The organism is Paenibacillus jilunlii (assembly GCF_900102965.1).
GTDB lineage: Bacteria > Bacillota > Bacilli > Paenibacillales > Paenibacillaceae > Paenibacillus_AQ > Paenibacillus_AQ jilunlii.
In genome coordinates this window covers 201,870-215,097 of record NZ_FNGM01000011.1, presented here as the reverse complement: position 1 = coordinate 215,097, position 13,228 = coordinate 201,870, and the positions used below count along the sequence as shown (strand labels likewise).

12 protein-coding genes are annotated in these 13,228 nt (G+C 50.2%); 5 read left to right on the top strand and 7 right to left on the bottom strand.

The genetic code is table 11. The annotated features are described in order from the left end of the window. Positions 1-92 precede the first annotated feature (92 nt). The 5 genes from BLQ82_RS19375 to BLQ82_RS19355 form a co-directional block, all read right to left on the bottom strand. Entirely contained in the window at positions 93-2,099 is a 2,007-nt protein-coding gene (locus BLQ82_RS19375) for an FTR1 family iron permease (protein WP_244280871.1), read from the bottom strand. Between the two features lie 35 nt (positions 2,100-2,134). Next, complete coding sequence (gene efeB / locus BLQ82_RS19370; protein ID WP_062523405.1) at positions 2,135-3,430, bottom strand: iron uptake transporter deferrochelatase/peroxidase subunit; 1,296 nt, start codon at positions 3,428-3,430, stop codon at positions 2,135-2,137. 4 nt (positions 3,431-3,434) lie between these two features. After that, positions 3,435-4,331, bottom strand: coding sequence for an iron uptake system protein EfeO (gene efeO, locus BLQ82_RS19365; protein WP_062523404.1), 897 nt, complete (start codon positions 4,329-4,331; stop codon positions 3,435-3,437). Between the two features lie 576 nt (positions 4,332-4,907). Then, the gene (locus tag BLQ82_RS19360; RefSeq protein ID WP_062523403.1) at positions 4,908-5,630 is read right to left on the bottom strand and encodes a hypothetical protein; all 723 of its coding nucleotides are present in this window, start codon (positions 5,628-5,630) and stop codon (positions 4,908-4,910) included. A 159-nt stretch (positions 5,631-5,789) separates the two neighbouring features. Beyond that, positions 5,790-6,773, bottom strand: coding sequence for a LacI family DNA-binding transcriptional regulator (locus tag BLQ82_RS19355; RefSeq protein WP_062523402.1), 984 nt, complete (start codon positions 6,771-6,773; stop codon positions 5,790-5,792). Between the two features lie 405 nt (positions 6,774-7,178). Here BLQ82_RS19355 and BLQ82_RS19350 point away from each other — a divergent pair, with 405 nt between their 5' ends. Together BLQ82_RS19350 and BLQ82_RS19345 are read left to right on the top strand one after the other, a co-directional pair. Beyond that, positions 7,179-7,403 (top strand): helix-turn-helix domain-containing protein, encoded by a 225-nt coding sequence (locus BLQ82_RS19350; RefSeq protein WP_019908812.1) that lies wholly within the window; start codon positions 7,179-7,181, stop codon positions 7,401-7,403. Between the two features lie 160 nt (positions 7,404-7,563). Beyond that, positions 7,564-8,325, top strand: a complete 762-nt coding sequence (locus BLQ82_RS19345) for a SagB/ThcOx family dehydrogenase (RefSeq protein ID WP_062523401.1) — start codon at positions 7,564-7,566, stop codon at positions 8,323-8,325. A gap of 118 nt (positions 8,326-8,443) precedes the next feature. Here the strand turns inward: BLQ82_RS19345 and BLQ82_RS19340 are convergent, their stop codons facing one another. Both BLQ82_RS19340 and BLQ82_RS19335 read right to left on the bottom strand, forming a co-directional pair. Continuing rightward, positions 8,444-8,629, bottom strand: a complete 186-nt coding sequence (locus BLQ82_RS19340) for a hypothetical protein (RefSeq protein ID WP_062523400.1) — start codon at positions 8,627-8,629, stop codon at positions 8,444-8,446. A 308-nt stretch (positions 8,630-8,937) separates the two neighbouring features. Beyond that, positions 8,938-9,378, bottom strand: coding sequence for a histidine kinase (locus BLQ82_RS19335; RefSeq protein ID WP_244280870.1), 441 nt, complete (start codon positions 9,376-9,378; stop codon positions 8,938-8,940). A gap of 210 nt (positions 9,379-9,588) precedes the next feature. Between BLQ82_RS19335 and BLQ82_RS19330 the strand changes: the two genes are divergently transcribed. Genes BLQ82_RS19330 through BLQ82_RS19320 form a run of 3 tightly spaced genes read left to right on the top strand, consistent with a single transcriptional unit; the run spans position 9,589 to position 13,203 of the window. Continuing rightward, on the top strand, positions 9,589-11,010 hold the full coding sequence (locus BLQ82_RS19330; RefSeq protein WP_062523399.1) for a spore germination protein: 1,422 nt from the start codon (positions 9,589-9,591) through the stop codon (positions 11,008-11,010). Positions 11,011-11,024: 14 nt separating this feature from the next. Continuing rightward, the gene (locus BLQ82_RS19325) at positions 11,025-12,104 is read left to right on the top strand and encodes a GerAB/ArcD/ProY family transporter (RefSeq protein WP_062523398.1); all 1,080 of its coding nucleotides are present in this window, start codon (positions 11,025-11,027) and stop codon (positions 12,102-12,104) included. After that, complete coding sequence (locus BLQ82_RS19320) at positions 12,097-13,203, top strand: Ger(x)C family spore germination protein (protein WP_062523397.1); 1,107 nt, start codon at positions 12,097-12,099, stop codon at positions 13,201-13,203. Before BLQ82_RS19325 ends, BLQ82_RS19320 begins: the two co-directional genes overlap by 8 nt. Positions 13,204-13,228 lie beyond the last annotated feature (25 nt).

The window sequence follows — 13,228 nt, the reverse complement described above, 5'->3', positions numbered from 1 at the left end:
AATTAAGTTGGTTTCAGCATGAGAATTGGGCATTTTAGTTGTATCAAATACAATAGGGCTTAGGAAGGGGTGCATTTTCAGTAATACAGCCGCTATTCCACTGTCCGTGATTTGCCGGCCGCTGTTCTGCTGCGCAGAAGCTCCCAGAGAATGAAGGCCAGTATGATGAGCTGAGGCACCAGCGTTTCCCAGGTTGGGTATAAACCGAGCCAGCCAATAGAGGGCAGGCCATCCTCCGCATGTGCCGGAACTCTGCCTGCTATCTGGAGAGAGTGTATGCTCTCGCCGAGAAAGCGGAACACCAGATAGTAGATCAGCACTGTGGCTATGCGGAAGAAAGCGGCAACCGGCAATTTGGCACTCAAGGCGATGATGGCATATCCGAGAATGATCAGCACCGCCAGAGCGCCTCCAATGCCAAGCAGCAGCTGCGTAACGGCAATGGAGGGAGCCATTCCTACATAGAAAATAGTCGTTTCCGCACCTTCACGCAAGATAGCCAGGGCTGCTACCAGGAACAAGGACCATAGATTGCCTCTGGCCAATGCCCCGCCAACCTGTACTCCTACATAATTGTTCCAGGCAGCGGTATTGGATTTGCCATGCAGCCAGCGTCCGATTGTGAGCATCATGATCACGGCAACGAGCCCGGTAATGCCTTCGATCAGCTCCCGTGCGCTGCCGGAAGCCGCTTTGGAGATGGTTAGACTTAAGATAACCGCCAGCAGAATGCTTACCAAGAGTCCGGCTGCGGCACCAGACCAGATCCAGCGCTGCGTTTTGGGCCTACCGTCCCGCTTGAGATAGGAGAGGAGGGCGGCGAGCACAAGAATGGCCTCCAGCCCCTCACGGAGCAGAATCAATGCGGCATCCCAGGCGGTATAGCTTGTATCTCCTGCCAGCGGTGCCAGCTCCGAGAGCATGTTGTCCATGGCCGCCAGCGCCTGCTCCAGCTTGGGCGGATTGGAGAGAAGATCTCCAGTGACCGCTGCGCTCTCATTTTCAATATTGGCATAGACCTTGGGCGAAGCGATCTGCACCTTCCCTTCAGCAGAGGGCCAAGCGGCGATGAACTGCTCCATGATGCCTGCTGCTCCGGCACTGTCGCCGGCCGTTGCTGCAGCAGAAGCCTGCTTCAGGTAGCCGATCAGTCCTTCAATGGATGCCGGCTCTGCGGAGGCTCCGCCGGTGTCGACGGCTTTGCCTTCACTATAGCCGGCCAGCAGGGTGTAGAGCGCTTCCGCCTCCTTGAGCGCTGCTTCTTCGCGCGGCGGCTCGGCCTGCAGCGAGATGCGCAGCAGGCTCATCTTCGTCTCCAGCAGGCCGTAGACTGCTGGATTATCGGCCCGGATGCCGCGCTCCGCCGGCGTCCAGCCGTTGACTACTGCGCGGTACGCTTCCGCGGCCGCCGCAAAGTCCCCGCTGCGCGCCGCCTCCCGCACGCGTTCGGCAGCGGGCAGCAGCTTCGCCGCCGCTTCGCGGCCGGCGGCGCCCGTGTCCGCGCCGCCCGTGCCGGAGGCGGCGCTCACATAGGCGTCCACGCTTCTGGCCAGCGTGGACAGTGCAGTTGAGGCGGGCGTGCCGCCGCCCGCCTCAAGGGCGTCCGCCGCTTCCAGCAGCGCGGCGTCCACGGCGGCAGCCGGACCGGCGAGTGCCGGGTCCGGCGTCTCAGCGTTCGCGCTGCGCCACAGCGCGGCGAACGTGTCCAGATCGGCGGCGGCCGCGTCCCAGCGGCTCTGGCCGGCTTCGACGAGCGCGCTGCCGACCGGCGGCAGCAGCTCGTCCAGCGGCGGTTCCGCCGCCGGGGCTGCCGCTGCTGGCTGGCCGAGCAGCAGCAGGAACAGGCAGCCTAGCAATGCGGCTGCCTTCATGAACCCGGTCTTCCCCGGCTTATCCGTGCGCCGTCCCACTGGTCTATCCAACCTGCGGGTTTCCGTCACAGTCAGACCTGGACGGTTTTCCCGCCGCTGGACTTCCCGAACGGTTTTTTCCTTATCCTGTATAGATGCCAGCATCGGGATCATCCCTTTCCATGGGATCCGGGCAGGCCGGGAATAGGGCTTGTGCGCTTCTGTAGATGAGTGTACCCGTTCCTTCACTGCTACGAACCTCCGTTTATCTGTTTTTGTTACGCTCAGCCGAGCAGAGTTTCCCCGATATAACCGCCTTCGCGCACGCCCGGGAAGCAGGCAAAAACCGCACTCCCGGTATGCACCATATATTCGTTCAGCCGATCGTTTTTGGAGAGGCGCTTCTGGATGCTCACGAACTGCTTCACCAGATCCTTCTGGAAGCTAATGAACAGCAGACCCGCATCTAACTGTCCGGTGGTAAGATCCATTCCACTGGAAAAGGAGTAGGAGCGGCGCAGCATTTTGACCGTGCCGTCTCCGTGGGCAAGTGCCGAGTGGGAATCCGGCGGGATGACGGGTTTGCCTTCCGCGTCCGCCGCATCGAGGTTCAGCTTGGCGAATTCGTCTGTGGCTCCGATGGGTGCGCCGGTTTGGCGGTGGCGGCCGAAGGTAGCCTCCTGATCACTTAACGTGGAACGGTCCCACACCTCAATGCGCAGGCGCACACGGCGTACAGCCATGTAGGTACCACCCTTCATCCAGGGGGGGGGTTCACTCCCGCACCAGACCACCTCGCGCATTTCGGTATCGTTAGTGGCATCGGGGTTGCCTGTACCATCCTTGAAGCCAAGCAGATTGCGCGGAGTGCCGCCTTTGGGATCAGCATGGCCTGTGCGCTGAAAGCCTTCCTGTGTCCAGCGCAATACGGCTGTCCCTCTGGCGATGCGGGCGAGATTCCGTATGGCGTGGAATGCCACCTGCATATCGTCCGCGCACGCTTGGACGCACAGGTCACCGCCGCACCACTGCGGCTCCAGACTGTCCCCTGCAAATGGCGGGAGATCGGCGAGCGTGGACGGGCGCTGGGCAGCGAGTCCGAAACGTCCGTCAAACATAGCAGGTCCCACGCCAAAAGTAAGCGTACATTTGGACGGTGTAAGCCCGTCGGCCTCGCCGGTGTCGCTGGGGGGCAGATTGGGGTTGTCATTGGCGCTGCCGATCAGGCTCCCGGAGGTGAGGGCAGCAGCTGCTTCAGTCCAGGACTGGAACAGCTTTTGGACATCTGCCAGCTTGGTGGTCGTCAGATCAAACGCAGCAAAGCACAGGAAGTTCTGCGCAGGAGTCAGAATTCCGGCCTGATGGCTCCCATAGAACGGGATGACATCCGCACTGGAGGCTTGCGGAGCGGGTGCTGCCTGACCCGTGGCACCACGTGCCGCCAAGATACCGCTAACGCCTCCGCCGCCCAGCAGCAATCCGAGCCCGGAGGCGCCGGTAAGCCGCAGCATCTCGCGGCGGCTTAGTTTTTTATCGAAGATGGGTGCCCCTTTGGCTTCCTTGTTATCTTTAGGTTTCATGCGGTCACACTCCTAGAATAGTACCCATATTGGATAGGGGCTCCGCCAAAGCATCCAGATTCTGGCTTAGTTTACGCACTTCATCTTCCTTCAGCTTTTCGTAGGAAACGTAGCCGTCTCCGGATTTAAAAGGCGCCAGCTCGGCCAGCAGCGCATCGAACCGTTCGCCGATCGTTTGCGCAAGTGAAGGATCTTTTTTGGTCAGCTCAGGCTTCAGCAGCTCATAAATCTTCTGCGCACCTTCCACATTAGCCACAAAATCATACAGGTCCGTGTGGGAGTACCGCTCTTCCTCACCCGTTACCTTTGAAGAAGAAACCTCGTTCAGCAGCTCAACGGCCCCGGTAACAAGCAGGCTTTCGTCGATGTCCACGGTTTCGACCTTGGCGCGGAGCAACTGCGCATCCTTGAGCAGCTGATCGGCTACCTCGGCCATTCCGTCTGTAGTGCTGTTCTGCCAGAGGGCTTGCTCAATCTTATGGAAGCCGCGCCATTCAGCGGGGTCCACATCATTCTCGCGGGCATCGATATTGGGGTCCAGATCTCCAAGCGCCTCAGCGATGGGTTCGATCCGTTCGTAATGCATGCGGGCTGGAGCGTATAGCGCTTTGGCATCTTCGAGCCTGCCGGTCTTGACGGCATTGGTAAAAGCCTCCGTCTGCTTCACAAACTCGTCGCATTGTTCAATAACATAAGCGCGATATTGCTCAATGGCAGAGGTGAAGTCGGCAGATGGAGCAGCAGCAGCAGCGGCAGGAGCATTCGTTGCAGTACCCGCAGTGGCGGCTGCCTCATTTCCTGAATGATTTCCATTATTATTGCTGTTATTATCATTGCCGCAGCCGGCGAACAGAATGGAGGCTGCAAGCAGGCCCGCAGGAAACGCATAACTAAACTTCACTAAGAACACCCCTCTTTATATATGCAAATGATAATCGTTATCACTATTGCTGGATTTATCATAATTGTCCGCACATAGACTGTCAATATAAAAATGTGATTTACGTCACTGACATATTGCTGAGTAAAAGTACTTCACAGATAGTGCGAAACGAACAAACGGAGGGAATCTTAGATTAGAAGCAAAAGAAAGAGGGATATGTGACTGGTGGAAGGCGAAGAGGGAAGTGGAGGAGCAACGGAGGAAAGAGAGCAGGGCAGGGCAGAGAAGAGAAGAGGGATACGAAGCAGAGGGTGAAGAGAAATGGAAGGGTCAACATAAACGTAGGCAGTGCGCATGCGTAAGTGATAGTGTAAGAGAAAATGTAAGTTTTAAGTGTATGTGGTAGGTATGTGTGCAAAGGTAAGTGTTAGATGAAGAAAAAAGTAAACTGTAGTGAGTGAAAAGGAAGTGTTGCGGGTGTTGTCAAAAACACAAGATAAAAAGATACGCCCTTTGCCTGTTCCGAAGTCACCGGGCGTATCTTATTGTTTCGCGCACCAACCGAGCGGAGACTCGCCTTGCCTACCAGTGCATTCAGCTATTAAACAAATTGATCATAGATAATGTTTTAGGTGCAAATGCTGCTTGTGTATTTGCCATTACGATCACCATCATTAGCAAAGTAAGAACAACCGTGGCATTACCAAAAATAAAGCAGGCTTTTTCTTTAAGTCTCCAATTTGAAGCATTTGATTTGGCCCTTCTTACTAACGCGTTCCAAATATACACACTAAGTCCCGCAAATAGTATCAACAATATTCCACTTACAATGGCTTTTGTAGTATGAAACTCAATGCGCTTATTGAACCTTTCCTGAATAATAGACGGGATGTTATCATTACCAGACTGTATCCATTCATTAAACGCATGGCGTAATTCGTCCTTATATGCTCCTCCATTGGATGTTTTATACGAAAAATCAATTGATGAAAATCCATGCAACGGATTCAATGTATTGCTCAGATTGGCTGCAACAATCAAAATCATAAATAAAGCAACACTGCTGCTCAAAAAGCCGAAAACAAAGTAGGTTTTTCTTTCAAAGCCCCATTTTAATTTGCTGAGCTTAGGCGATCTTTTAAATTTGGTCCAAAAAATGATACTAAGCCATGCGAATATGAGTACCAAACATCCGCCAGCAATAGCGAGTACAGCATGAAACTTAGCGTAATCACTAATGAGTGCATTCACGGCAGGGTTAGATTGTGATCCTGATTCAATGATCTCACTTAACGTACGTTGTAACTCGTCATTCATTTTAACTGCCTCCGGAATTTGATTTGTGCTTTATATTCAATATGTATATTCATTTTGAAGTATAGCAATTGCCCCATCCAGGCCAGAACCAGCTAAAGTCTAGTCTTTCTCCCAGACCTAAGCCCTGTAGCGATGCCTCAAGCCTGCGGACTTCCGCCCTTATACCGTGGACCGCTCGATAATCCGGTACTCCAGCTTGCGTGTCACCGGAAGGCTGCTGCCGTTAATGTGCTCATGAATGATCCCGAAGGCGGCCTCGCCCATCTGATGTAGCTGATTGTCAATTGTAGTGATCCCGAGCAGCCGGCCGATCGGCTGGTTGTCGAATCCCATCACCGCAAGGTCCTCCGGGATTTTCAGGCCGTGCTTGCGTGCTTCAATGATCAGGCCTGCGGCCACATGATCGCCTGAGATCATCATCGCCTCAGGGCGGCCTGACCTATCCGGTTTATCGAGCAGCCGCCGGGCCACCTCCGCACCGTCCTCTTCACGGATACAGTCAAAAATCATCCATTCCGGATCAAAGGGCAGCCCTTTTTCAGCAAGGAAGTCCTGGAAAGCATTCTGGCGGATGGAGGCACTGCTGCCGTTCTGGCGGCCTTCACAATAACCGATCCGGCGGTGTCCCTTGCTGTAGAGATACTCCAGACCATGGCGAAAAGCGGCATAATGCTCAATATAGACGGAAGAAAATTGGCGCTCCCCGCTATTCTGGCAGGTTACAACCGGTCCGTAAATGGTATAGGGTTCGATGACTTCCGGATTCAGGGCAGTGGAAACAATGATTACCCCGTCAATTTCCTTGTTGCGCAGCATGTCCAGAACCTTTAGCTCTTCTTCAGGCACGTAGTTGGTCTGGCACAGAATCAGCCGGTACTGGGCGGCCAGTGCGGCCTGAGCCAGCCCGTCCATCACCACCGAAAAATAAAAAGAATTGATGAACGGCAAAATCACCGCCACCGCCCCGGTACGGCCGGTGATCAGATGGACAGCGTTCATATTGCGTGTATAATTCAACTGCTCTATGGTTTCCAGTACGGCAGTTCTTTTGTCCTTGCTTACATAAGGATGGTTGTTCAGCACACGTGATACAGTCGTTACGGAAACCCCGGCAATGCGGGCAATTTCTTTGATGTTGGCCATTGGCGCTGCCTCCTGGGATCAGGGATGTAGTGCTTTTATATTAGCACATTGCACGCTTGAAGCCTTGCGGATATAAAATGCTTGCTATGGAATCCATTTCATAAAATATACTAAAGCTGCAACAGCATTACCGGACTAAACCGGCGTGACCGCAAGGGCGTGACGGACCGGTATATGTTACCTATAACGGGTGGGCTTCCTGATGTGAAGGGAGGCACAGCCGTTTCTGCTTGTTTACGGTTTGGAATTCATAGGCATCTAGGGTTGTTTTCTGTCTAAGCAAGAGCACCGCCCATTTTAAAGCTGTGATCGCACCATTAATCCCCCCGATACATAATATGGTTTTGACTGTATCCCTTTACCTTGTTATACCAAACAAACCCAGGGCAAGGAGGGGTGACACCATTGAAAGGGAACGAACATCACAGCAAATTTCTCTTGACGCACCGTGAGCGCGAAGTATTCGAGCTTCTTGTGCAGGACAAAACAACACGGGATATTGCCGGATTGTTATTCATCAGCGAAAAAACCGTCCGCAACCACATCTCCAACGTCATGCAAAAACTAAACGTCAAAGGCCGTTCGCAAGCGGTTGTCGAGCTGATTAAGCTTGGGGAGCTAAAGATCTAGCTGCTTTACTTATGAAGCGACGCGTTTATGCCTTCTTTTATCCTCTGGGATGAAGGGAGGTTTTTTGTTGGCCCAAACTACCGAATGGTGAGTTAGATCACAATCTTATTTTTATGACATGATAAATTAAAGCTATTAAGGTAATCTAGGGGGATCTGTTATGACAAGATATGAACAACAAAGGAACTTTCTCAAATCTAATTTTCATGAATTTAAACATATAAAAACAGATAAGATCAAAGGACTTCCACAACCGCCCATTGTTAAGCCTGCCCATTCCGGGTCACTAATTATTGATTTGCCCAAGGTCAGCAAAAACGTTGTGTGTAAAGAAAACATTTTTGATTGTATAGGTCAGAGAAGAAGCACCCGGTTTTATTCTGCGGAAAATTTAAGTCTGGAGGAGTTATCCTATTTACTATGGGCCACTCAAGGGATCACCGGTATGAATAAGAACGGACTTACGCTGCGGACCGTACCCTGCAGTGGGGCGACACATACCTTTGAAACCTATCTAATTATTATGCGGGTAGAAGGCATTAGTCAAGGAATCTACAGATACCTTCCAGTCGAACATAAGCTCTTATTTATGTTTGAATTAGATGAACTTGAACAGAAGATTGATGCGGTTACTCTAGATCAGCCCTTTGTCCCTAACTTTGCCAAAAAGGCTTCTGTACTGTTTGCATGGAGTACAACACCCTACCGTTCCGAATGGAAGTATGACATCTCAGCTCACAAAAAAATCCTCATCGATGTCGGACATGTATGCCAAAACCTTTACTTATCCAGTGAATCCATCGGTGCAGGTGCTTGCGCAATTGGAATCTATGATCAAAAGCTAATTGATGAGATTTTAGAATTAGACGGTGATGAAGAATTTGTTATCTATCTTGGTGCAGTCGGGAAGAAACGAGATTAGCTGCTCCCATCAACATATTGGGGATTAAAAAAACCGCGCAGACCGGAATGTCTCCGGTTTACGCAGTTGTATGTTCAAGGGCATTATTTGAATGTATGCATCTTGTTTAGCGGTTGGATTAGTGGTATTTCACAGATTTGATACGTGCTTCTTCCTGATAGGTGAGCGGGCTTGGCGATGGCGGAGTGTGCAGATGGCGCTCTGCCGAATATTCGATTTTCCAGTAGTCCTCTTCCTCTGAGCTCATCCACGGCTGCCACATTCCCGCTACCCAATTCTTAAGTTCTTTCAGTCCTGCCAGCATTTCTTCCATCCTCCTTGGGCGATGAAATCTATTGTTCACAGCTCCTTTGGTTACGCTTTCATTATAACACAATAAAATGATTTTAAAAGGTGTGTCCGCCTGAAAAAGACAGAAATATGTGAATTATTTGCGTGGATAAAGGGAATTGTTTCTGGGCGGGAGATATCTGTCTCCTGGGAGGAGACGATTTGAAATCACCGCAGAGCCGTTCAAGATTAGCGCCGGGAAAGGTGGCCTAAACGGGCTTGGCCCAAAAAAAAGCGGCTGCCGTATGAAGGCAACCGTGTGGATATGATATACAGAGACGTTTATTTAATCCGCTTCAAAGCAGCTTCCTGATCGATGGATCGTCTGGATAACAAATCAAGTGTTACGTCATGTCCCCGCAGTGTTTCCTCAATGCGTTCGATGGTGTCACGGGTAGCAATTACCTCAGCGTTCACTTCCGAAACAGCCTGCTGAATCAGCGGGATCAGCTTGGTATCCTCTTTAATGCTGGCGATCTCGGATTTGATATCACTCATTTCGGATCTGATGTCACTCATTTCGGATTTGATATCACTCATTTCGGATCTGATGTCACTCATCTCGGATCTGACGTCACTCATTTCGGATCTGACGTCACCCATTTCGGACTTCAATCCGCCCAGCTCCAGCTTGGCTCCTGCCAAATCCGCTTTCATTTCGCTCAAGTCAGACTGCACACCTGTCAAGGCTGTTAGTATCTGTTGAAGTATCGGGTCACTCATCGCTACAGCTCCTCAGCTATTCAATAATTTATCGATGGATGATGGATGTGGGAGGGGGATTCTTCATCGTTGTAATTTGGGTTCATTATAGCATAGATCAAGATGGACAAGAATTGGAAAAAGTATGAATTCGGATCAGCTATGCTGAATAATATCCAAGGGGATTGTGGGAATACTACCAAAAACTTATGGTAAAGGCGGGTTAATCTTATGGATGCCAACCCACAAAGTACTCCTATGCTGCGGCATATTCTTGAAGAATTCGACCAATGCGCGGATTTGATCTTCCGGTCCTTTCCGGAAATACGGACCGACATTGTCTACTTTCCCAGCATTGTGGACCAGAAACTGTTTACAGATGAGATTCTGGCACCCTTTGCCCAGGTTCAGCTTGATGAGGTGGAGCAGTTATTCCAACAGTCACAATTTACACGGGTAACAGAGTCTAAAACAGTGATTGAGGGAATCCTTGCGGGCAGCGCCGCCATTTTTCACGAAAAGGATATCTATCTGCTTAATATTTATGGCCCGAAAACGCGCGATGTACAGCAATCCGAAACCGAAACCATTATTTCCGGTCCCCATGACGCTTTTGTGGAATCTGCCATTACCAATATCTCGCTGATACGCCAAAGAATTAAAAGCTCGCATCTGAAAATCAAGGAGTATTCTGTCGGAGAGATCACCAAAACCAGCGTGTATGTCCTTTATATTAAAGATATTGCCAATATGAAATATGTGGAGGAACTGGAGAAGCGGATTAAACGGATCGAAATCGATGCTATCAATGATGGAGGGATGCTGACCCAGTTTTTGGAGGACAGTCCTAATTCGGTTTTTCCGCAATTTCTGACTACCGAAAGGCCCGATGTAGCTGTCTCCAAGCTGGCGGCCGGCCGGATTATCACGCTGATTGACAACAGTCCGACCGCATTAGCCGCACCTTCCGCTTTTTTTGAATTCTTCTCTTCACCGGATGATTACTATGAGCGCTGGGCTTTGGGAACGGCACTCCGGTTGTTAAGATATCTCGCTTTGCTGATTACGATTTCGTTCACAGCATTTTATGTATCTGTAACTACCTATCATTACGAAATGATTCCCGAAGCACTGCTTCGGACATTGGCTGAATCGCGGAACAGAGTGCCTTTTCCGCCGGTTTACGAGGCGCTGCTTATGGAAACCATGATTGAGCTGCTGCGGGAAGCAGGCGCCCGGCTTCCGACCAAGATTGGACAAACCATCGGGATTGTAGGCGGGATTGTAATTGGACAAGCGGCTGTTCAGGCGGGGTTGACCAGTAATGTCCTAATTATTGCTGTAGCCTCTTCTGCGATCGCCTCTTTTGTAATTCCCAGCTATATGATGAGTGCCTCGATCCGGCTGGTCCGCTTTGGTATTATCATACTGGCTGGGATCTGGGGAAATATTGGGATAGCCATGGGAGTTACCCTGATTGTAACGCATATTTCCAGCCTCACAAGCCTGGGTTCCTCTTATTTAACCCCGGTCGCCCCGATGGTGCTTGGAGATTGGAAGGACGTTTTTATCCGTGCGCCGTTCACCTTTTTAACCCGGCGGCCTTCCCAGTCCCAATCGCCTAATCCACTCAGGCAGATCAAAAGAAAGTAGGCGTCAGGAATTTTATGATGGAGAAACTCAGCCCCTTCCATGTTGCGGTCCTGGTATATATGAGTCAAATCGGTATCGTTGTCTTCGCCCTGCCGCGCCAGCTGGCTGACTATTTCGGGACAAACGGATGGCTGGTTCTGCTGCCGGGTCTGCTGGTGACGTCTTTTAATATTTATTTGATCACACTGGTTCACCGGTTGGGAGACGGGAAGTCGGTTTTTGAAATCATGGAACGGTCCATTCCCAAAGCTGTACTGTATCCTGTCTATCTGGGTCTGTGTTCTGTCTGGCTGATTTTCGGCTGCATGATCGGTAAAAAATATGTGCTTTTATTTCAAATGATTGCTTTCCCTACAACCAATCCGATGTTATTCAAGATGGCTGTAGATGTTCTGCTTTTTCTGCTGATCATTAAAGGGATTTTTACGATATCCAAAGCGGCGACCTTCTTCTTTTGGATGACTTTCTGGATGTATTTTCTCTTATTCTGGTTTCTCCCATCCTTTAGTTGGGTACGCCTGACACCCTTCATTTTACAGGGGGGCCATGACCAGGTTAAAGGGGCTCTCGAACTATATACCGCTTATCTGGGTTATGAATTGTCTATCCTTCTGTTTCCTTATATGGATAAAAGCAAAAAATCGCTGGCTGCCATTTATGCAGGAAATGCTTTTTTATCTCTGCTTTACATTTGTTTATCCCTGGTCTGTTTCGGTTTTTTCAGTTTTGGACAGTTGAAAAAGCTGCTGTTTCCGCTATTGGATCTGCTGGGCTATATCCAGTTTCCGTTTATAGAGCGTCTGGAAAATATGCTCTACGGGTTTTTCCTCTTTTTGATTCTGATGACAGTTGCGATGTATTGGTGGGGGGCGCTGGAGGCAATGAGAAGAGTAATTCCCAAATTAAAGATTCCGGTGCTGGCCTTTTTGTTGACGGTCATCTCCTACTGTATCTCCTTTATCCCTAAGACCCTGGATCAGGTGAATAACTGGATTCTCTATCTGGGATACGCTGCCACCGGGATTGCTTTTGGTCTGCCTGTATTATTGATAGCGCTGCTGCTCCTTCAGGGAAGGAGGGTGTCCCGTGTATAAACGGCTGTCTGCTGTTCTCCTGCTGCTGCTGGTGCTGCTGCTGACCGGCTGCAATAGCGATGAAAGGATTCTTGAAAAGCTGGGAATGGTGCAAACTGCCAGTTACGACCTGGCGGAGAATGACCGGCTAAAAACGGTTTATTCCGTTCCGGTTATTGATCCGGAATCTTCGGAACGCAGGCAGCTGCTGAAGGCAGTCACCGACAGCCTCAAAGAAGCAAGGGTGCTGTTATCTAAACAAATTGATCTTCGTCTGGTCAGCGGTCAGTTAAGAACTGTTCTGTTTGGATTAAATCTGGCCAAGGAAGGGCTTGGTGATCATATCGATACGCTTTTACGCGATCCGTCCATTGCTCTGGGGGTCCAAGTGGCCATAGTGGATGGAGAAGCTGGTGAATTGCTGTCCAAGTCATTTAAGTCCAATAAGGATACAGGCACATTTGTTAATCATCTGCTGGAAAAAGAGAGCTCTTCCAACATCATACCGCCAACTACACTGTATGCGTTCACCAGGGATTATCACGATGATGGAATCGATCCGATTGTTCCTATCGTAAAGGATCAGGGGGACAGGGCCGGCATTTCCGGGATTGCTTTTTTTCAGGATGGCCGCTTTGTGATGAAAATTCCGTCCAAAGATGGAATTATCTTTGCCCTGCTCCGGGGGGATATTAAACAAGGCGAATTGTCGATTAATTTAGGTGAAAGAAATGGCAGAAAAGTGAGGGTTATGTTCAGCTCTATGCTGAATAAGCGCAAGGTAAGCGTGCAGCATCTCGGAGACAACCGCTTCAAGTTTATTATTGCTGATTCCATCCAAGGCTCGGTGCTTGAATATACCGGACATGAGGATCTTTCACAGAGTAAAAAACGTCATGAATTGGAAAGAGATGTCGCTGAATATATCAGAGGCAAGGCTCAGGAAATGGTAAAGAAACTGCAGCAGAACAATGTGGACAGCATTGGCATCGGACAATATGTAAGGAACAGCCTTACTTATAAGGCATGGAAAAGTCTCGATTGGAGCAAGGTTTATCCCGGGGTTGAAGTAGAGTGCCGGATTAAAGTGACAATCAAGGACTACGGTAAATATATGTAGCCGGATAGGAGGAAAGGGAAGGCGG

Coding starts and splice junctions, on each gene's coding strand:
- BLQ82_RS19355 (WP_062523402.1), bottom strand. CDS start 6,773: ATGGCCAACATCAAAGAAATTGCCCGCATTGCCGGGGTTTCCGTAACG.
- BLQ82_RS19345 (WP_062523401.1), top strand. CDS start 7,564: ATGACAAGATATGAACAACAAAGGAACTTTCTCAAATCTAATTTTCAT.
- BLQ82_RS19340 (WP_062523400.1), bottom strand. CDS start 8,629: ATGCTGGCAGGACTGAAAGAACTTAAGAATTGGGTAGCGGGAATGTGG.
- BLQ82_RS19325 (WP_062523398.1), top strand. CDS start 11,025: ATGATGGAGAAACTCAGCCCCTTCCATGTTGCGGTCCTGGTATATATG.
- BLQ82_RS19360 (WP_062523403.1), bottom strand. CDS start 5,630: ATGAATGACGAGTTACAACGTACGTTAAGTGAGATCATTGAATCAGGA.
- BLQ82_RS19335 (WP_244280870.1), bottom strand. CDS start 9,378: ATGAGTGACCCGATACTTCAACAGATACTAACAGCCTTGACAGGTGTG.
- efeB (WP_062523405.1), bottom strand. CDS start 3,430: ATGAAACCTAAAGATAACAAGGAAGCCAAAGGGGCACCCATCTTCGAT.
- BLQ82_RS19330 (WP_062523399.1), top strand. CDS start 9,589: ATGGATGCCAACCCACAAAGTACTCCTATGCTGCGGCATATTCTTGAA.